Origin of the sequence: Frankia alni ACN14a, assembly GCF_000058485.1 — a bacterium.
Lineage (GTDB): Bacteria > Actinomycetota > Actinomycetes > Frankiales > Frankiaceae > Frankia > Frankia alni.
Map to the genome: position 1 here is coordinate 5,645,447 of NC_008278.1, position 18,100 is coordinate 5,663,546.

Annotated in this window: 15 protein-coding genes and 1 riboswitch; of the genes, 1 reads left to right on the forward strand and 14 read right to left on the reverse strand. The window is 75.5% G+C overall.

Annotated elements, in window-relative coordinates; all coding sequences use genetic code 11:
* The first annotated feature begins 168 nt into the window (after positions 1–168).
* Complete coding sequence (locus FRAAL_RS22715; RefSeq protein WP_083866888.1) at positions 169–1,092, forward strand: TIGR04222 domain-containing membrane protein; 924 nt, start codon at positions 169–171, stop codon at positions 1,090–1,092.
* 1 nt (position 1,093) lies between these two features.
* Here FRAAL_RS22715 and pheT read toward each other — a convergent pair whose 3' ends face one another.
* The 14 genes from pheT to rpe form a co-directional block, all read right to left on the reverse strand.
* On the reverse strand, positions 1,094–3,631 hold the full coding sequence (pheT, locus tag FRAAL_RS22720; RefSeq protein WP_041939658.1) for a phenylalanine--tRNA ligase subunit beta: 2,538 nt from the start codon (positions 3,629–3,631) through the stop codon (positions 1,094–1,096).
* Positions 3,632–3,635: 4 nt separating this feature from the next.
* Positions 3,636–4,739 (reverse strand): phenylalanine--tRNA ligase subunit alpha, encoded by a 1,104-nt coding sequence (pheS, locus tag FRAAL_RS22725; RefSeq protein ID WP_011606305.1) that lies wholly within the window; start codon positions 4,737–4,739, stop codon positions 3,636–3,638.
* A gap of 181 nt (positions 4,740–4,920) precedes the next feature.
* Entirely contained in the window at positions 4,921–6,066 is a 1,146-nt protein-coding gene (locus FRAAL_RS22730) for a sensor histidine kinase (RefSeq protein ID WP_011606306.1), read from the reverse strand.
* A 131-nt stretch (positions 6,067–6,197) separates the two neighbouring features.
* Positions 6,198–7,049: a TrmH family RNA methyltransferase gene (locus FRAAL_RS22735; RefSeq protein ID WP_011606307.1), complete on the reverse strand. Its 852-nt coding sequence runs from the start codon at positions 7,047–7,049 to the stop codon at positions 6,198–6,200.
* 35 nt (positions 7,050–7,084) lie between these two features.
* Positions 7,085–7,465, reverse strand: coding sequence for a 50S ribosomal protein L20 (gene rplT / locus FRAAL_RS22740; RefSeq protein WP_011606308.1), 381 nt, complete (start codon positions 7,463–7,465; stop codon positions 7,085–7,087).
* Positions 7,466–7,574: 109 nt separating this feature from the next.
* Positions 7,575–7,769: a 50S ribosomal protein L35 gene (rpmI, locus tag FRAAL_RS22745; RefSeq protein WP_011606309.1), complete on the reverse strand. Its 195-nt coding sequence runs from the start codon at positions 7,767–7,769 to the stop codon at positions 7,575–7,577.
* Between the two features lie 96 nt (positions 7,770–7,865).
* Positions 7,866–8,573 carry a translation initiation factor IF-3 gene (infC, locus tag FRAAL_RS22750; RefSeq protein WP_231861211.1) on the reverse strand — a complete coding sequence of 236 codons (708 nt, stop codon included), beginning with the start codon at positions 8,571–8,573 and terminating at the stop codon, positions 7,866–7,868.
* A gap of 385 nt (positions 8,574–8,958) precedes the next feature.
* Positions 8,959–10,011 carry an SseB family protein gene (locus FRAAL_RS22755; protein ID WP_041939660.1) on the reverse strand — a complete coding sequence of 351 codons (1,053 nt, stop codon included), beginning with the start codon at positions 10,009–10,011 and terminating at the stop codon, positions 8,959–8,961.
* A gap of 141 nt (positions 10,012–10,152) precedes the next feature.
* Complete coding sequence (locus FRAAL_RS30645) at positions 10,153–12,066, reverse strand: hypothetical protein (protein WP_050997220.1); 1,914 nt, start codon at positions 12,064–12,066, stop codon at positions 10,153–10,155.
* Between the two features lie 1,487 nt (positions 12,067–13,553).
* On the reverse strand, positions 13,554–14,036 hold the full coding sequence (ribH, locus tag FRAAL_RS22765) for a 6,7-dimethyl-8-ribityllumazine synthase (protein ID WP_041939661.1): 483 nt from the start codon (positions 14,034–14,036) through the stop codon (positions 13,554–13,556).
* Positions 14,033–15,583, reverse strand: a complete 1,551-nt coding sequence (locus FRAAL_RS22770; RefSeq protein WP_011606315.1) for a bifunctional 3,4-dihydroxy-2-butanone-4-phosphate synthase/GTP cyclohydrolase II — start codon at positions 15,581–15,583, stop codon at positions 14,033–14,035. The genes ribH and FRAAL_RS22770 overlap by 4 nt, the downstream gene beginning before the upstream one ends.
* Positions 15,580–16,335, reverse strand: a complete 756-nt coding sequence (locus FRAAL_RS22775) for a riboflavin synthase (RefSeq protein ID WP_011606316.1) — start codon at positions 16,333–16,335, stop codon at positions 15,580–15,582. Before FRAAL_RS22775 ends, FRAAL_RS22770 begins: the two co-directional genes overlap by 4 nt.
* A gap of 127 nt (positions 16,336–16,462) precedes the next feature.
* Positions 16,463–16,592, reverse strand: a riboswitch (FMN riboswitch).
* A 118-nt stretch (positions 16,593–16,710) separates the two neighbouring features.
* A complete protein-coding gene (locus tag FRAAL_RS22780) occupies positions 16,711–17,274 on the reverse strand; it encodes a cytidine/deoxycytidylate deaminase family protein (protein WP_011606317.1) in 564 nt (187 codons plus the stop codon).
* On the reverse strand, positions 17,271–18,008 hold the full coding sequence (gene rpe, locus FRAAL_RS22785; RefSeq protein WP_011606318.1) for a ribulose-phosphate 3-epimerase: 738 nt from the start codon (positions 18,006–18,008) through the stop codon (positions 17,271–17,273). The genes FRAAL_RS22780 and rpe overlap by 4 nt, the downstream gene beginning before the upstream one ends.
* Between the last annotated feature and the right edge of the window lie 92 nt (positions 18,009–18,100).

Consider the following 18,100-nt stretch of genomic DNA (forward strand, 5'->3'; position numbering starts at 1 on the left):
GTCGGCCGCGGGCACAGACGTCGGTCCGCGCCCCCTCCGCGCCGGGCGTCGACCGCCTGACCTGGCAGTTGACCTCACGTTGACGCTGAAGGTACCGCGCCCTCCCATCCTGGGCCGCACATATCACGCACTGTCCATCGGACGACGCACGGCAGTGAGGAGCGGCGGATGGTGATCGCGATCGGCCATGTCGCGCTGGTGATCGTCGCAGGCGGAGGAGCTGGCCCTGCTCGACGGCGGCCCGGATCTGGCGGCACTGGTCGCGGTGGTCGCGGTGGTCGCGCTCGGCGAATCGGGAGCCGTGGGGCCGGGCGCCCCCCGGGGACCGTGATCTCCCGTCGCCCCGCGGTCGGCGCAGATCAGGATCTGCGCTGCGCCATCCACCAGGAGATCGACGCGCACGGCGAGCGCCGCATCGCCGAGCTCGGTCGGTGGCTCGCCGGCACCCCCGCGCTGGCCGCGACCCGCCAGCGGCTGTGCGAGGAGGGGCTCCTGCCCACCGTCCGGCAGAAGCGGGTGCTGCGCTGGTGCCGGACCGCCGCGTGGGCCCTGTTCGTCGGCGGGATCATCCTGCTGGTGGCGGACGTCGGCTCGCCCGACGGCAACGCCGTCTTCGTGCTGGCGCTCGGCGAGGTCGGCGCCCTCGTTCTCGGCGTCTGCCGCACGACGCCGCGGACCACCCTGGCCGGGTGGGCGGTGGCGACCGAGGCCCGGCAGCGCCTGCCCGGACTGGCCGGCGGCGGTCTGCCGGGGCAGCATGCGCTCGCGGTCGCACTGTTCGGACCGGAGGCGCTCGGCCGCGCCGACCGGAAACTGGCCACCGAGCTCGGGCTGCTCGCGCCCGCCGTCCCGCTGCGGCCCCGCAGCGTCGACCGATCGAGAAGAAGCCTGGACACCACCTCGAGTGGCGGCTGCGGCGGCGAGGGCTGTGGCGGCGGGGGCTGTGGAGGCGGGGGTGATGGCCCGGACCGTCCCGAGTTGATCGACAAGCGCCGGTCGGCGGTGGCCGAGCACTGGCCCGCGCTGGCGGCGACGCCCGGGCTTCCACGCCGGGTACCGGCCAGCGCGGGCGCGGCTGACGGGACTGACTGACCTAGGCGCGCAGGGCGGCGCCGGTGCGCTGGGCGGCGAGGTCGACGGCGGCGTCGCGCACCGCGTTGGCCTCGGCGGCGGTCAGCGTGCGGTCCGCTGCCCGCAGCCGCAGGCCGAAGGCGAGGGAGCGCTGGCCGGCGCCGACCTGGGCACCCTCGAACACGTCGAAGAGGGTCAGCGACTCCAGCAGGTCGCCGGCGCCCTCGCGCAGCGCCTGGGTCACCTCGGCGACGGGTACCTGGGTCGGGACGACGAGCGCCACGTCCCGGTCCGCCGGCGGGTAGGTGGAGATCACCGGCGCGACGATCGGCGGCGCCGCCGTCGCGGCCTCGACGAGGACCTCGAGGCTGAGCTCCAGCGCGACGGTCCGCGGCGGCAGGCCGGCGTCGCCGAGCACCCGCGGGTGCAGTTCCCCGGCGAAACCGACGAGCCGGCCGCCCACGGTCAGCTCCGCGCAGCGGCCGGGATGCCACGGCATGGCGTCACCGGCGTTGACGGTCAGCGTGAGTCCGACCGCCTCGGCGACGACCTGCGCGGCGTCGACGGCGTCCGCCCAGTCCGCCTCGCGGCCCGGCGTCGACCAGCCGGCCGGCTCCCGGCGACCGGTGAGCAGCGCCGCGACGTGACGGGCCTGCCTGGGCAGGACCGAGTCCAACGCGGCGACCTCCTCGGCGGACGGGCGGCGGTCCACCGGCGGCGTCGGCACCCGCACCGGCGCGCCGGGCAGCTCCCGGAAGACCCGGCCGATCTCGAACAGGGCCAGGTCCTGCTGGCCGCGGCCGATGTTGCGCACCGCGGCGGCGATCAGCCCGGACAGCAGGGTCGTGCGCAGGTAGGCGGCGTCCTCGGCGATCGGGTTGGCGACCCGGACGGCCAGGCGCCGCTTGTCCTCCGCGGGCAGGCTGAGCGCGTCGGCGGCATCCGCGGCCACGAACGGCAGGGTCAGCACCTCGGCCAGACCGGCGTATGCCAGCGCCCGGCCCACCGCCCGGTGCATCCGCTGCGCGGCGGTCAGGCCGCGGCCGGCGGGCAGCAGCGGCAGGGTCACCGGGATCGTGTCGTACCCCTCCAGCCGCACGATCTCCTCGACGAGATCCGCGGGTCGGGTCAGGTCGGGCCGCCACGACGGCGGCGACACGACGAGGACCCCCTCGCCGGCGGCGCTGTCGGCGGCACTGCCAGCGGCGGGGCCGACGACCGTGCAGCCGACGTCGGCGAGGCGGCGGCGGACGACCTCGGCGGAGTACGGCCGGCCGGCGAGCCGCTCGGGCTCGCGCAGGGGCAGCGGCACCGGCGCCACGGCCGGTCGGTGGTCGAGGTCGGTCACCCCCGCGGCGGGGCGGGCGCCGGCGAGTTCGACGAGCAGGTCGACGGCCGTCGCCGCGGCGACCGGGGCGAGCGCCGGGTCGACACCGCGCTCGAAGCGCCGCGAGGCCTCCGACGACAGCCGGTGGCGCCGCGCCGTGCGGGCGACGCTGATCGGGTCGAAGTGCGCGGCCTCCAGCACGATGTCGGTCGTCTGCGTGGAGATCTCCGTGCTCGCGCCGCCCATCACCCCGGCCAGCGCGATCGGGCCGGTGTCGTCCGCGATGACCAGGTCCTCGGGGTCGAGGGTGCGCTCGACCCCGTCGAGGGTGCGCAGCGTCTCCCCCGCCTCGGCCCGGCGCACGATGATGGCGCCGGTGAGCTTCGCCCGGTCGAAGGCGTGCAGCGGCTGGCCGAGCCCGAGCAGGACGGCGTTGGTGACGTCGACGGGCACGGAGATCGGCCGCATCCCGGCCAACGCCAGCCGCCGCGACCAGGTCAACGGCGTGACGGCCGCGGGATCGACGCCGGTGACCACCCGGGCGACGTAACGGTCGCAGCCCGCGGTGTCCTCGACGACGACCGGATACGCCTCCCCGGCCGCTCCCTCCCCGGCCGCGGCCTGCCCGGAACGGGGGGCGCCCGGGTCGGTGAAGGGCAGCGCGAAGGCGGTCGCCGCCTCCCGGGCGATGCCCCGCACCGACAGCGCGTACCCCCGGTCGGGGGTGACGGCGATGTCGAGGATCTCGTCGACGAGGTCGAGCAGTTCGGTGACGTCGGCGCCGAGCGGGGCCGACGGCGGGAGCACGAGGATGCCGTCGTGCTCGTCACCGATGCCCAGCTCGCGGGCCGAGCAGATCATCCCGTCGCTGACGTGGCCGTAGGTCTTGCGGGCCGTGATGGCGAACCCGCCGGGCAGCATCGCGCCGGGCAGCGCGACGGCCACCCGGTCGCCGACGGCGAAGTTGTGCGCCCCGCAGATGATCCCCCGCACACCGGGGGCGGACGAGGCCTCGCCGGCCGCCACACGGACCTGGCACCAGCGGACGGCCTTCTTCTTCGTCTCCACGATCTCGAAGTCGACGATCTCCCCGACGACGACGCCGGAGACGTCGCTGCCGACGCCGCGCAGCCCCTCGACCTCGAAACCGGCGCGGATCAGCGCGTCGGCGACCGCCCGGGTGGGTGGCAGCCCCTCGACGTACTCCCGCAGCCAGGACATCACGATCAGCATCTGCTCAGACCTCGATTCCGAACGGGAGGCCGAACCGGACGTCACCGTCGACGAAGTCGCGGATCTCCCGGACGCCATGCCTGATCATCGCGGCCCGTTCCAGGCCCATCCCGAAGGCGAAGCCGCTGTAGCGGGTCGGGTCGACCCCGGTGGCCCGCAGCACGTTCGGATCGACCATGCCGCAGCCGCCGATCTCGATCCAGCCCTCGTCCGAGCAGACCCGGCAGGGCTGGCGGGTCGCCTCGCCGCGGCAGGCGAAGCACTGCACGTCCAGCTCGGCGGACGGCTCGGTGAACGGGAAGAACGACGGCCGCAGCCGCGTCGACAACCCGGAGCCGAACAGCGCCTGGGCGAAGACCTCCAGGGTGCCGCGCAGGTCGGCCATGGTGATGCCCTCGTCGACGGCGAGCCCTTCGAGCTGGCCGAACACCGGCGAGTGGGTGGCGTCGATCGTGTCGTTGCGGTACGTCCGCCCCGGGCACACGACGTACACCGGCAGCGGCCGCTCGAGCAGGGCCCGGACCTGTACCGGCGACGTGTGGGTGCGCAGCACCCGGCCGGAGGCGGTGGGCTCGACGTAGAGGGTGTCGTGCTCGCTGCGGGCCGGATGGTCGGGGGCCATGTTCAGGGCCTCGAAGTTGAACCAGTCGTGTTCGATCTCCGGTCCCTCGGCGACCTCGTAGCCCATCGCGACGAACACGTCGACGAGCCGGTCGGACAGCGAGGACAGCGGGTGGCGGGCGCCGCGGCGGCGGCGCGCCACGGGCAGGGTGACGTCGACGCGCTCCTCACGCAGCACACGGGCGTCGCGTTCGGCGGTCAGCTCGGCCAGGCGCGTGTCGTAGGCGGCCTGGACCTCGGCGCGGGCGGCGTTGTGCCGGCGGCCGGCGTCGGCGCGCTCCTCGCGCGGCAGCGCGCCGAGCTCCCGGCGGGCCAGCACCAGCGGGGCGGCGGCGCCGTGAACGTGGGCGGTGCGGGCGGCGGCCAGCGCGTCGAGGTCGGCGGCGGCGCGGATCGACTCCCGGGCCGCGGCGACGGCCGCGGCGAGCTGGTCGGGGTCGAGGGCGTGGACCCGGGACGGGTCGACAGTCTCTCCAGGGGCGGGCACGGTGCTCATCCTCGTATCGTTTCGCCGGGCGTGAGGTCGCCCGGCCGTGGTGGTCGCCGCCGGCCGGGACGGGCCGAGGCGGGCGCTGGAGGCCGGGAGGCAGCCGCGGCGGCGGCGCGATCGCGCTCGGTGCCGCCGCCGGCAGCCCGGGGCGCCCGCCGGCCGATCGTGACGCTCGGCCTCAGCCGAACACCGGACCGCCGGCGGGCACGAAAAATCGGAACTCGGCGCCGCCGCCCGCGGCCCGGCCGACCGAGATGGTGCCCCCATGCGCCTCGATCAGTGCCTTGGCGATGTAGAGCCCGAGACCGGTGCCGTTGCCGCGGCTCGCGCCGCGCCAGAACTTCGTGAACACGCGCGCGGCGTTCGATTCGGACACGCCTTCGCCCTCGTCGGCCACGCTCACCTCCGTGCCGGTGTCGCTGCCGCGCAGCAGCACCGTCACAGTACCCGCGCCGTGGCGCAGCGCGTTGTCGACGAGGTTGTGGAGCACCTGCTCCATCTTGTCCGGGTCGACCCACATCTCGGGCAGCTCGCCCTCCTCGCGGACGTCGAACCGCTCGGCACCCGCCGCCCCGGCGGCGATCTTGCCGTCGACCACGGAGCGCACCCGGCCGGGCAGGTCGACGATCTGCTTGCGGACCTGGATGCGGCCCGAGTCGATCCGGGAGACGTCGAGCACCTCGGCGAGCAGGCGGGTGACCCGGTCGGCGTCGGTGTTGACCGTGTTCAGCATGAGCTTCTTCTGCTCGTCGGTGAACCGGTCCCACTTGGCCAGCAGCGTCGCCGTGAAGCCCTTCACGCTGGTCAGCGGCGAGCGCAGCTCGTGGGCGACGGTGGCGACCAGATCCGCCCGGTTGCGCTCCAGCCGCTCCCGGCTCAGCGTGTCGCGCAGCGACAGCGAAACCCGGGCCAGCCGGCCCGCGACCCGGGTGAAGCGGACGGTGACGTGGAAGTCGCGGTCATGCACGGGACCGGCGTAGGTCAGCCGTCGCTCGGGCTGGCCGATGACCCGCGGCAGCTCCCGGCTGACCGCGGAGCACTCCCACCAGTCGTTGCCGCGCTCATCCAGCAACGGGAGCACCTCGGTGAGGTGCCGGCCGACCGCGGCCGGCGCGGACACGCCGATCAGGCGGACCGCGGCCCGGTTGAAGACCTCGACCGTGCCGGCGGCGTCGGTGACGACGACCGCGTCGGGCAGCAGGTCGAACGCGGCCGCGGGCAGCGGCCCGTCCAGCGCGGCCGAGCCGGCACCGTCGCCGCCGTCGGCCGCGGCGGGGTCCGCCGGTGCGCCGTGATCCTGCGCGGGCTCGTCGTCAGCAGTCATGGCCTCGCCTGATGCCGGGGCGGCGGTGGTGGGCAAGCCGGCCGAGCCGCCCGCCGGGGGAACGGTTGCACCGGCGGGAGCCGGTGGCTGCTGCGCGGTCGGCGCCTGTTCGGATGTCGATGCGACGGTGTTCACCACCGCCGACCACCTCCTCCGGTGCCGTCAGTACCGGACCTACCCGTTCTCTGCGCCCGCGCCGATGCGTATAGGCACAGGGCGGACGCAACCGCAAGATTCAGGGACTCGGCCTGACCGTACACCGGTACCCGCAACGCCGCGTCCGCGGCGGCCAGACCGGCGGGGTCAAGACCATGCGCCTCGTTGCCGAACAACCAGGCAGTGGGCCCGTCGAGCTCGCCGGCGTCCACCGCGGTGTCGAGATCACGCCGCGCGGAACCCGAGGTCGCGACGATTCGGCACCCCCGTGCGCGCAACCCCGTCACCACCTCGGTGAACGTCGGCTCGACGATCACCGGGAGGTGGAAGTGGCTGCCGGCCGACGACCGCACGCACTTCCCGCCGAACGGGTCGACGCCGCCGCCGGTGAACACCACCGCGTCCGCCCCGGCCGCATCCGCACTGCGGATCACGGTGCCGGCGTTGCCCGGATCGTTCGCGCCCACGCACACCGCCACGAGTCGGGGGGCGGCGAGGTCGGCGAGCCGGTGCCCCGGCAGAGCGGCGACGGCGACGAGCCCCTGAGGGGTGACCGTCTCGGACAGTGCCGCCGCGGCCTCGTCCGTCACGAGCCGGACGGGCACCGCGGCGGCCCGCAGCAGATCCTCGTGGCGGCCGGCCGCCGACACGCCCACGAACACCTCGAGCAGGCCGCCCGCGGCGACGGCCGCGCCGACGGCCTGCGCCCCCTCGACGAGGAAGCGGCCCTGCTCGCGACGCTCCGCCGGGCGCCGCAGACGCCGGGCGGCACCGACCCGGGCCGACCGCAGCCCGGCGACCGGCCCATGATCGGGCGGCGGGAGCACGCGGGCGGCGGACACGGGTCGGCGTCGCGACGGGCTCAGGCGGCGGTCGGCTCCGGCGCCGCCGCCAGGGCCGCCCGGGCCACCTCGACCAGCGCGGTGAAGGCGGCGGCGTCGTTGACCGCCAGATCGGCGAGGATCTTGCGGTCCACCTCCACGCCGGACAGCTTCAGACCCTGCACGAAGCGGTTGTACGTCAGGCCGTTCGCCCGCGCCGCGGCGTTGATTCGAGTGATCCACAACTGCCGGAAGTCGCCCTTGCGCGCGCGACGGTCCCGGTAGGAGTAGGTCATCGAGTGGAGCATCTGCTCCTTGGCCTTGCGGTAGAGCCGCGAGCGCTGGCCCCGGTAGCCGCTGGCCTGTTCGAGGACCGTACGGCGCTTCTTCTGGGCGTTGACCGCCCGCTTCACGCGTGCCATGAGGGCACCTGTCTCCTTCGTTCGGGTGCATCCGGCCGGCCGGACCGGGATCGATCACCGCGCAGGGCGCGCCGGTGTCACCGGGGCCGGATTCGTCAGCGGGGCGCGATCAGCGGGCGAGAAGGCGCTTGATTCGGCCTGCGTCCGCCTTCGTCAGCGGCTCCACGCCGGCCAGCCGGCGGGTACGGCGGCTGGACTTGTGCTCCAGCAGGTGGCGGCGGTTGGCCTTCTGGCGCACCACCTTGCCGGAGCCGGTGATCCGGAACCGCTTGCTCGCGCCGCTGTGGGACTTCTGTTTGGGCATGTCGACATCCTGACGGTTTACGGGGGGTGGTCGAGCGGTCGGCGCGGCGAGGTCCGGACGGTGGGCACACCACCGCGCGGACCCACCGACGTCGGGTCAGACGTGGCCAGCCGGTTCAGGCAGCCGCTGCGGCTTGGAACCCTTGTGCGGGGCCATGACCATCGTCATGTTCCGGCCGTCCTGCTTGGGCTGGGCCTCCACATAGCCGAGTTCGGCCACGTCGGCCGACAGCCGCTGAAGCAGGCGGATGCCGAGCTCCGGCCGGGACTGCTCCCGACCACGGAACATGATGGTGATCTTCACCTTGTCACCGGCTCGCAGGAACCGCACGACGTGACCCTTCTTGGTCTCGTAGTCGTGCGGATCGATCTTCGGCCGCAGCTTCATTTCCTTGATGACGGTCTGGACCTGGTTCTTCCGAGCTTCCCGACGCTTCTGGTCGGACTCGTACTTGAACTTTCCAAAGTCCATCAGCTTGCAGACCGGAGGGCGAGCGGTCGGCGCGACCTCCACGAGGTCGAGATCGGCCTCCTGCGCCATGCGCATGGCCTCGCCGATCGCAACGATGCCGATCTGCTCGCCTTCCGCGCCGACGAGGCGGACCTCGGGAACGCGGATCCGGTCATTGATACGGGACTCTGTGCTGATGTGTTCCTCCGTTGCTCGACGCGCGGGCGTGACCTCACCGCAGCGGAGCACCGAGCCTGGCGGCACCAGGCTCCCGGCCGACAACCGCGGGAACGGCTCGGCCGACCGGCGACCCGGCTGCCGTGGCCACGGCCCGGAACTCGGGCCGATCGACACTCCGGCGCCCCGTGGAGGCGGCGCCAGTCGGCAACATCGGGTGGAGGGCGAACCCCCGCTTGGTCCTGCCGGACAGGCTCCGTGCCCTCGCCAGGGCCGCCACGAACGACGACCCATCGGATGGGTGGAACCAACCGGCAATCGGTCTGAGGCCAAGAGTAGCACCACACCGCCGGGGCAGGACGATCACAGCCGCGACCGGCCGCCCCGAACGGGCCCGGTGACCGATCCGCGGGCCGGTTGGCGAGGCGATCCCCGTGTCAGTCCGCGCAGAACGCACCGCAATCGGCCCCGCCCCGGCCCGGACCCGCCTGGATCGGCGTCGGCAGGCCCCAGGGACGTCGGGGCGGCCCAGGCTCGAAGTCGGCCGCGGGCCCGCCGTGGCTCAGCGGTGCAGCCGCGAAGCCCAGCCCCGCTCCGCGCGCAGGCCACGGCCCAGGAGCCGACGCACCGCCCGTGCCTCGGACGCCCCGACCACCAGCACCGCCACCGCAGCGGCACCGGCTCCTGCACCGGACCCGGCACCGGCACCGGCACCCAGAGGCTCGGGCCCAGGACCCCCGCGCCGGTCGACCGCGTTCGTCGCGTCCGTCGGGGCTGAACCACCGGGGTCGGGGACGGCACCCAGGAGCTGGGACAGGCGGCGGGCGATCGACTCTCCCGCCGCAGACGTGTCCCCCGCCGGGCCATGGACGGCGATGGCGAGCACGGGCCGCGGGGCCGCCGCGCCGGGCTCGACCAGTTCGGCCGGCCAGGCCTCGACCCGTTCCGTGATCGCCCGCAGGGCCACCCGCACCCGCGCGCGGGCCAGCGGCCCGTCGGGGTTCGCTGGCCGCCGCAGCGCCGTCAGGGTGGTGTCGGCGGACGGATCGGGCCGTCCCACGCCCACCGGCGCATCCACACCACCGTCGGCGACACGCGAGCGATCGACCGCTGCCGCGCGCTCGTCGACGGCGGCCGCGCGGTCGGCTCGCCAGGCATCGCCGACGGCGTCCGGGCCGACCGGAACGTCGGCGCCGCCGTGGCCGACCTCCAGGCTGGTGGAGTACGGGCCCGCGACGTCGATCACCACCGAGTCGAGGCCGAGCCGGACCGCCTCCGCCCAGGCGTCCGGCGCGGCCACCGGCACGGGGCGGGCGGCCCCGCGCCAGGCGGCGAGCGTCGCCACGCTGGAGAAGATCGGCAGCGCGGTCGCGCCGGACGGGGTGCGCAGGGTGGCCAGCGCCATCTCACTGGTCTTGTCGGCGCCGGTGGTGGCGTCGGCCGAGGTGAGCATGGCCTCGATCGCGACGAAGACCCGGGCGCGGCGCAGGGCGGCGGTCAGGGCGGCAGGATCGACGCGACCGGTCGGGCCGCCGGCGGCGAGCACCCGGACGAGGGCCTCGTCGGCCGCCCCGTCGTCTCCCTGCCCGGCCGGAGTCAGCAGATGGCGTGCCATTCCCCGCAGCCTAAACGCCGCAGCGCCGGACGGCCCCACCACCGCCGGTGCCGGACGGGCATGCAGCCGCACCCACCGCCCCCCGCCGCCGGCGGGCCGGCTGGCGACCGCTCGTGCCACCCGGGCCGCGCGACGGGTGCCTCAGGCCCCCGAGGGCCAGGCGGCGACGCGGGCCTGCGGGTCGGCGGCGGCGAGCGCGGGACGGGCGAGGGCCGCCGCCGGCTGGGAACCGGGCAGCGGGGCGGTGGCGACCGCGCCGGCGAGGCGCTGGAAGGCGAACCTGGTTCGCCGGCGCAGGCGATACCAGTTGATCGGACGGCTGTCGGCCAGCGCCGCGTCGAACGGCACCGGCACCGTCATGTACGCCCGGTCCTCGAGATGGTCCAGGCGCATCCGGGCGCCGCGGCTGAGCCGGGACGGGTAGGTCTCCACGACAGCGACGATGACGGTGGCGGCGAGGTCGCCGCGGCCGGCCGCCGTGAGCGCGGTCAGGGCGTCGTCCGCACCCGCGATCTCCGCCTCCCCGGCGCGGACGGTCAGCACGAGCAGGTCGGCGCGCGCGAGCAGGGTGGCGGGGACCGGCTGGTTCCAGCCCGGCGGCGCGTCCGCGACGACGACCGGGTACCAGTGGCCGAGCAGGTCCAACGCCCAGGCCAGCTCCTCGGGCAGCAGGCCGGGGCCGGCGAGGTCGCGCATCCCGGCCAGCACCTCCAGCCCACCCGACCCGTCGGAGGCCAGGAAGCGGCGCACGTCGTCGAGGGAGGAGACCGGCGGACGGGCGCCGGCCAGCTCCCGCAGGCCGACCCCCGGGGGCATGAGGCCGACCCGGTGCGGGAGCAGTCCGCACTGGTCCGGGGAGGCGTCGACGGCGACGACCCGGTGGCCGTGGTGCGCGGCCATCGCCAGGCCCAGCCCGGCAGCCACGGTCGTCCGCCCGCCCCCGCCGCCGAAGCCGCCGATCAGCACCCGCCGGCCGCCGGCCCGCGCACGCTGGTGGACCGGCCCGTCGGAGCCCACCGGCGCCGCGCTCGCCGCCGCAGCGGCCGCGGCCTGCGGGACGGCTCCGGCCGCCCGAGGCGCGAGGACCGCCCCCGCCGATCGAACCGCCGCCACGGGAACCCGCCGGACCGGCATGTTCGGCGGCGGCGGGGGAAGCGCGGGCGCAGCGGAGATCGGCTCCGCCCACCGGCCTACGGCAGACTGCTCGCCCGCCCGCCACGAGTCGCCGGCGGCCGCATCGACCGCCCGGCCCCGCCCACGAGCCTCGTTCTGTCCACCAGCCTCGTTCTGTCCACCGGCCTCGTCCAGCCGACCAGCCCCCTCCTGCCCGCGGTCCGTGGCCGCTCGGTCGGTCATGACGCCGTCGCCGAACCCGGCTACGTCATCACGTCGAGGGACGTCGCGAGTCGCGGCGCCGTCGCCGGTCAGGGCGCCGTCACCGGGGCGGGGGAACAGGCCGGTCCCGGGCGGGTCCGGGATCTGGGGCGGCTGGGCCGGCATCAGGGCCGCGCCCGGGCGGGTGACGTCGAAACGGCTCGCCTCCTCCCGGTGCGCGGGCGCGGTCTCCTCGGCTGCGGGCCGGGGCGGGTACGCCACGCCCGACGCCGCGGGGCTCCCCCCCGGCACCTGCCACGGCGCGGCGGGGTTGGCGGACGAGGGCAGCGGCGGTAGTTCCGGTCCGGCCGGGGCCGCAGCCGGGTGAAAGGGGGTCCCCGGGACGGCGGCCGGGCCGTACTCGGCCCCGGAGGGGCCGAACAGCGGATCGGCCGGCCGGTACGCAGCGGCGGATGCCGGCAGGCCGGCCGGCGATGCCGGTGTGACGTCCGGATACGGCAAGGGCAGCGCAGGCCTGGACCGCTCGTGGGGCATGGGCATGGGCATGGGCCCGGCCGAGGCCGGGTCGATCGGCGTGGAGTGGGGCGCACCGACCCACCGCTGACCGGGCTGTTCGGTGCCCGCGCCGGCGTCGGCGTCTTCGGCGCGGTCCGGTCCCGAGGCGGCGGGTGCGGCACCGGGCGGGAGGAGGGGGCCGGCCGCGGGCACGAGGACCGTCATGCTGCCCCAGCTCTCACCGGGCGGCGGAACCGTGGGGGGTGGCGGAACCGTCGGGGACGAGGCAACCGCGGGAGACGGGGACACGGTGGGAGACGGGGACATGGTGGGAGACGGGGACACCGTGGGAGACGGCGGTGCAGCGGGGGGAGTCAGAGCAGCGGGAATCCGCGGGGAGACATTCGGCGGCACCGCCGTGGCGCTGGGTGGCGGAGGTACCGGGAGGAACGGGATGCGCTCGCCAGCCGCCTCGACGGGCTGCGCAGCGTCCGCGGCCGACGGGGGGACCAGGCCACCGGGGACCGGACTCGCGGCCGGCGGGCCCGGCGGGGGCGGTACGGGCGGCGGGGGCGGCAAGGGGTGGGCCGGGACCGCGAGGTCGGGCGTCCATCCGGCCGGGGCCGGGGTGCCGAGGTGACCCCGGCCAGGCCGGCCCGGGGGCGACGCGGGCGGCCCGTCGGTCGCGGTCGGCCACCCGCCGCCGACTGCGGGCGCCCAACCGCCGGCCGACGGGATCTGATCGCCGGCGCCGGTAACCGGAGGCGGCGGGAGCGCCGGGCTGTCCGTGGTGGACGCGGCGGCCTCCCCGCCGTCGGACGGCGCGGGATACGGCGACCACGGGGGCAGCGGAGGAGGCGAGGTCCGATCGTCGGAGGGGCGGTCCTCGGGCGGGCGGGCGGGCGGCGCCGACCGTTCGGCGGGCGGCCGGGTCTGCGGGGGTCGGGTCTGCGGAGGTCGGGTCTGCCCGGGCCGGGCGGGCGTCGAGGCGGAAGGGGAGGGCAGGGGACCGGGCACGCGATCACCGGGAACCCCACCGGAGGGCCCCCCGGTCGGTCCCCCGGAAAATCCACTGCCGGAGTCGACCCGCGGCACGCCGGGGCGCGTCCGCGTGGGGCGCCGTGTGACCAGGGCGTTGCGCGGCGACTGCGGCTCGGTCAGGCGCAGTCCGAGCAGGGAGATCGGACGCGCGTCGCCGCCCCCGCCGGAGGCGTCCGCATCGGCGGATCGGGCCGTGGCGTCGAGGCCGTCCCGGTCGGCCCCGGACGGATCGGCCGGCGCCACGGTGTCGTCACCGTCCCGGCTCCCACCATGACTCGCCATCCCTGCCACCCCGCCCCCATCTCCGGTCCGACTCCGCTGGACGACACCGGAGCGCGAGGCCACTGCTACGGCGTGACATCACGGTCTCGCGTCACCCACTGCCCCGACAAGAGCTCCGAGATGATCCAGATCGCCGGAAACAGACCCACGAGCAGCGAACACACCACCGGCACACTCGATCCACTCCGAATCGCCATGCGATGGCAACACCATACCGAGGCCATGTCACCGGGACGGATCAGGCTCGTACCGTCCGTGCGACATGAGGATGCGGACGGCCACCGCCCCCCGGGGGGACGGTGGCCGTGTGACGCCTGGGGCGCGGATCGAGAGCTCGGCCGATGCGGGTCGGCCGATGAGGTGTCAGCCGATGCGGGTCGGCCGACGGGTCAGCTCGCCAGGGCCAGGTCGCGCAGCACCGCGGCGGTGTCGAGGGCGGCCAGCGTCGCCTCCCGGCCCTTGTCCTCGGCGGAGTCGGGCAGCCCGGCCCGGTCGCGGGCCTGGTCGACGGTGTCGCAGGTGAGCACGCCGAAGCCGACGGGGACCCGGGCGTCGAGGGTGACCCGGGCCAGCCCCGCGGTGACGAACTGGCAGACGTAGTCGAAGTGCGGCGTGCCGCCGCGGATGACCACGCCGAGGGCGACGACCGCGTCGTGCCGCTGGGCCAGCGCCGCGGCGACGACGGGCAGCTCGACCGCGCCGGAGACCCGCACGACGGTCGGCGCCGTCGCGAGCCCGGTGTCCTTGACCGCGCGCAGCGCCCCGGCCAGCAGCGCGTCGGTGATCTCGGCATGCCAGCGGGTGGCGACGATCGCCAGCCGCAGCCCGGCCACCGGCGGGAGCACCTCCTGCGGCGCGCCGAAGCCGCTCACAGACCCTCTCCGTCGGTGAGGTCGACGCCCGCCGAGGAGCTGCCGGCGCCGCCCGGGACGGCGGCGCAGCCGGAGGTCGCGGGCACCCGCGCGGGGCTCGGCGCCCAGCGGCCGCCGGCCGGGGTGTCCTCCCCGACGGCGCGGGCCAGCCCGGGCAGGACGTGGCCCATCCGGTCCCGCTTGGTCGTCAGGTACCGCAGGTTCTCCGGGGTCTGGGTGACCGGCATGCCGATGAGCTCGACGATGCGCAGCCCGTAGCCCTCCAGGCCGGCCCGCTTGGTCGGGTTGTTCGACAGCAGCCGCAGGCCGCGCACCCCGAGGTCGACGAGGATCTGCGCGCCGGTGCCGTAGTCGCGGGCGTCGGCGGGCAGGCCGAGCGCGAGGTTGGCGTCCACGGTGTCGTGGCCGGCGTCCTGGAGCTGGTAGGCCCGCAGCTTGTGCATCAGGCCGATGCCGCGGCCCTCGTGGCCGCGCACGTAGAGGACCACCCCGCGACCCTCGGCCGCGATCATCCGCAGGGCGGCGTCGAGCTGGGTGCCGCAGTCGCAGCGCCGCGAGCCGAACACGTCGCCGGTGAGGCACTCGCTGTGCACCCGGACGAGGACGTCCTCGCCGTCGCCCAGCTCGCCGCGGATCAGCGCGATGTGCTCCACCCCGTCGAGGACGTTGCGGAAGCCGACGGCGCGGAAGGTGCCGTAGCTGGTCGGGATCGTCGCCTCGGCGACCCGCACCACCTGCTTCTCCGTCCGCCGACGGTAGGCGATGAGGTCGGCGATGGAAATCAGCAGCAGGCCGTGGTCGCGGGCGAACGCGGCGAGCTCGGGAAGGCGCGCCATCGTCCCGTCGTCGTTGACGATCTCGCAGATGGTGCCCGCCGGGCGCAGTCCGGCGAGCCGGGCCAGGTCGACGGCCGCCTCGGTGTGGCCCGGCCGGCGCAGCACGCCGCCGTCCTTGGCCCGCAGCGGGAAGATGTGCCCCGGCCGGCTCAGGTCGCCCGGGACGGTGTCGGGGTCGGCGAGCAACCGGATCGTGCGGGCCCGGTCGGCGGCGGAGATGCCGGTGGAGACGCCCTCGCGGGCGTCGACGGTGATGGTGAACGCCGTGCCCATCCGCTCGGTGTTGTGCGGGACCATCTGGTCGAGCTCGAGCCGGTCGGTGTCGACGGCGTCCATCGGCACGCAGATCACCCCGGAGGTGTAGCGCGTCATGAACGCGACGAGCTCGGGGGTGGCCGCCTCGGCGGCGAAGATCAGGTCGCCCTCGTTCTCCCGGTCGGCGTCGTCGACGACGACGAGCGGCCGGCCGGCGGCGATCTCGGCGATGGCGTCCTCGATGGAGGCGAACGTCACGTCGACGTCGCCGTCGACGGTCGCCGGGCCGGCACCGGACGTCCCGCCGACGGCCGCGGGCAGAGCGTCCGCGGGCAGGGCGGAGGCGGGCGGAGCTGAGGCGGGCGAGGCGGGGAGGGACGAGGCAGAGCGAGGCGAGGCGGGGGCGGGCGGGGCGGGGATGGCCGTCGAGGAGGCGCCGGCCGCGGATGTGGTCATCGGGGCAGTCCGTTCGGGTCGATGGTGCCGGCATGCAGCTTCTCGACGTACTTCGCCAGCACGTCGACCTCGATGTTGACCCGGGCACCCGGTGCACGGCGGCCGAGCGTGGTCAGGTCGAGGGTGGTGGGGATCAGGCTGACGGTGAACGTCGCCGGAGAGTCGCCCCCGGCCGGGGTGACCTCGACGACGGTCAGGCTGACGCCGTCGACCGTCACCGAGCCCTTCTCCACGAGGTAGCGGTCGAGGCCGGCGGGCAGGGCGATGCGGACGATCTCCCAGTGCTCGTCGGCCTGCCGGTCGACGACGACGCCGACGCCGTCGACGTGCCCCTGGACCAGATGACCGCCGAGACGGTCGGCCAGCCGCACGGGCCGTTCGAGGTTCACCGGATCGCCCACGGCGAGCTGGCCGAGGGAGGACCGCACGAGGGTTTCGCGCATCACGTCAGCCGTGAACGTCGCGGACGCCGAGATTGTGCCGGCGGGACCCGCGCGACCGGCCCCCGCGGCCGGCGCGCCGCCCCCCGGGTCGGCGCCACCAGGGTCGGCGGCAGTCAGACCAGCGCCGGCCGGATCGCCGCCGGCCCGCTGGAAGGAGGTCACCGTGAGACACACGCCGTTGACGGCGATGGAGGCGCCGTGGGTCGCGTCCGCCAGTACGGTCTGACAGGCAATGGTGAGCGCCGCCGACTCCGGCCGCGCATCCACCGCAGCCACCACGCCGAGCTCTTCAACGATGCCGGTGAACATCCGACTCGCGCCCTTCGGTCCCGGGCACCGCTCCCCGGATTCGGGGGGTTCCCACGCGGGACCTGCCGGCGTGCGCACGCCGACGCGCGCCCGCGGACGGCAACGGCCACCCACGGACACTCGGCCCGCGCGCGTCCTCCCATCCGGACTTTGACCGTCGGTCCCGGAGTTCCACCGGATCAGCCGTCCCATTACCTGCGGACGGGTCGCGGACTATCACCGCCGGCTCGGAGTTTCACCGACCCCGGAGCGCGCGTGCTGCTGGTTGTACTGCCCCAAGTCTGACATACGAAGCGGCCACACGCCGCACCCGGCGACGTGACCGAGGTCATGCCCGCCCGGGCAAACACCAGGTCGGGCGCGCCTGCGCGGTGCTCAGCCGAGCGGGAGGTGGCTGTTGACCGCGCGGACGTCCGCGGCGAGCGCCGGGATCTCGACCACCTCGACGCCGGCCGCGGCCAGCCGTTCGGCGCCGTCGCAGTCGACGAACAGCGACGGCTCGCGCCAGGCGAAAACCACCCGGCCGATGCCGGCGGCGAGGATGAGCTCCGTGCAGGTCCACGGCCGCGACGCCCGCGCGCTGCACGGCTCCAGCGAGCTGTACACCGTCGCCCCCGCCGGATCGACACCGACACCGGGATCGCCGCCGCCACCGGAATCGACACCGCCACCGGGATCACCGCCGGCGGCCGACGCGTCGAGGCGGGCGGCGAGGCGGCGCAGCGCGACCTCCTCGGCGTGGTCGTGCGGTTCCTCCGCTCGGGAGTAGCCCTCGGCCAGCGGGGTTCCGTCGGCCGCCACGATCAGCGCGCCGACCGAGTACGCCGTGGACGACGGCGGGCAGCGGCGCCCGAGCTCGACCGCGCGGGCCAGCCAGTACCGGTCCCTGTCGGGGCCCGGCGGCGGACCACCGGGAGACGGCGAGCCGGCCGACGTCACGCCGGGTCGCCGACCGCCGGGTCGCCGACCGACCGGGAGGCCGGCGGGGAGGCCGGCGGGGTCAGCCGGGGGGCGACCCGCAGCGCCTGGGCGCGCAGCTTCTCGACGGCCTCGCCGGGATCGTCGGCGCCGAAGACCGCCGTGCCGGCGACGAAGACGTCGACCCCGGCCGCCGCGGCCTGCTCGACGGTGTTCTCGTTGACCCCGCCGTCGATCTGCAGCCACAGGTCCAGGCCGCGGTCGTCGATCAGGCGGCGCGCCGCCTCGATCTTCGGCAGCACCTCGGTCATGAACTTCTGACCTCCGAAGCCGGGCTCGATGGTCATCAGCAGCAGCAGATCGAAGCGGTGCAGGTCGTCGAGGTAGCGCTCGACCGGGGTGTTCGGCTTCACGGCGAGGCCGGTGCGGGCGCCGGCGGCCCGGATCGCCGCGGTGGTCCGCCGCAGGTCGGACACGGCCTCGGCGTGGATGGTCACGTTCGCCGCGCCGCGCTCGGCGTAGTCGGCGGCCCAGCGGTCCGGGTCCTCGATCATGAGATGGCAGTCGAGCGGGGTCTGCGTCGTCGACCGCAACGCCGTCACCGCGTCCGGGGAGAACGCCAGGTTCGGGACGAAGTGGTAGTCCATGACGTCGACGTGCAGCCAGTCGGCCCGGCCCTCGACCGCGAGGGCGGCGTCGGCCAGTCGACCGAAGTCCGCGGCGAGCATGCTGGGATAGATCTGTGCGGTTGCCACCCCGCGAGACTATCGACCGAATCGCCGCACGCCCCGACCCGTTCGACACCTTCGCGGCGGACATCTTCCGCGTTCGACAACCTTCGCGTTCG

Bases quoted from the DNA above. Each gene is read 5' to 3' on its own strand.
- rplT (WP_011606308.1), bottom strand. From the start codon at position 7,465: ATGGCACGCGTGAAGCGGGCGGTCAACGCCCAGAAGAAGCGCCGTACG.
- FRAAL_RS22730 (WP_011606306.1), bottom strand. From the start codon at position 6,066: ATGACTGCTGACGACGAGCCCGCGCAGGATCACGGCGCACCGGCGGAC.
- FRAAL_RS22770 (WP_011606315.1), bottom strand. From the start codon at position 15,583: ATGACCACATCCGCGGCCGGCGCCTCCTCGACGGCCATCCCCGCCCCG.
- FRAAL_RS30645 (WP_050997220.1), bottom strand. From the start codon at position 12,066: ATGACGGTCCTCGTGCCCGCGGCCGGCCCCCTCCTCCCGCCCGGTGCC.
- rpmI (WP_011606309.1), bottom strand. From the start codon at position 7,769: ATGCCCAAACAGAAGTCCCACAGCGGCGCGAGCAAGCGGTTCCGGATC.
- pheT (WP_041939658.1), bottom strand. From the start codon at position 3,631: ATGCTGATCGTGATGTCCTGGCTGCGGGAGTACGTCGAGGGGCTGCCA.
- FRAAL_RS22755 (WP_041939660.1), bottom strand. From the start codon at position 10,011: ATGGCACGCCATCTGCTGACTCCGGCCGGGCAGGGAGACGACGGGGCG.
- FRAAL_RS22775 (WP_011606316.1), bottom strand. From the start codon at position 16,335: ATGTTCACCGGCATCGTTGAAGAGCTCGGCGTGGTGGCTGCGGTGGAT.
- FRAAL_RS22715 (WP_083866888.1), top strand. From the start codon at position 169: ATGGTGATCGCGATCGGCCATGTCGCGCTGGTGATCGTCGCAGGCGGA.